The 949-nt window shown below is 23.1% G+C and carries 1 protein-coding gene; it reads left to right on the top strand.

The genetic code is table 11. The features are described from left to right. Positions 1-156: 156 nt before the first annotated feature. Positions 157-949: stalk domain-containing protein (locus B5E58_RS13250; protein WP_206608591.1), on the top strand; the 793-nt coding region annotated here is incomplete at its 3' end.

Below are 949 nucleotides of genomic sequence, written 5' to 3' on the forward strand. Positions count from 1 at the left end.
ACCTATATTACTATTATACAATGGTAAAAAAGGAAAAGGATTTAAGTATTTATTTTATATAATTTATCCTTTAAATATAATTTTATTAAATTGGATTAGCAAAGTTTTTACTTGAAAAATTGTAAATATAAATTTAAGAAAGTAGGTGGTGTTGTTATGAAAAAATTTTTGTTATCAGTAATGTGTTTTATATCAATAATATCTAGTAATGTTTTTGCAGGTGAACAAAATTTTGACCAATTAAAAGACAATAATAAACTTTATAGAAATATATCTTTAAAAATAGGTTCTAATATTTTAAATATTGATGGAACTGAAAATATAATGGACTCACCAGCTTATATTTCAAATTCAGGTTATACAATGATGCCTGTTAGAAGTATTGTTGATGCCTTAACATCTAAAAAGGCTCATGTTGATTGGTATCCTGATAAAAATAAAGTTATAATAATATATGAAGAAAAAACAATAGATTTAACAATAGGTTCTGATATTATGTATATTAACGGTATTGAATATAGTATGGGAACACCCGCAGAGATTTCAAAAGATAGAATTTTTATACCTCTTAGAGATTTGTGTCACGCTTTTAAAATTTCAGATGATAATATTTTATGGAATGAAAAAGATAGTATAGTACAAATATATACAAATTTAAAATATGATAATGAATTTGCAACGGATTATAAAATTATACCTACATATTCTGAAAGTATTGTACCTTTTGTAAATAGTGAAGGTTATATAGGATATATTGATAATAAAGGAAATATCATTTCCGAACCTGTTTGGGATAAGGCTTATATAACATCTGACACAGATGAATTTAATAATAACAGAGCCATAGTTCGTAAAAATAATAAATATGGAATTATAGATAATAAAGGAAATATTATTGTTTCTCCTTTATATAATTATATTAAAAATGTGTATGATAACTATTATATAG

Origin of the sequence: Tyzzerella sp. An114, assembly GCF_002161055.1 — a bacterium.
Taxonomy (GTDB): domain Bacteria; phylum Bacillota; class Clostridia; order Lachnospirales; family Anaerotignaceae; genus Fimicola; species Fimicola cottocaccae.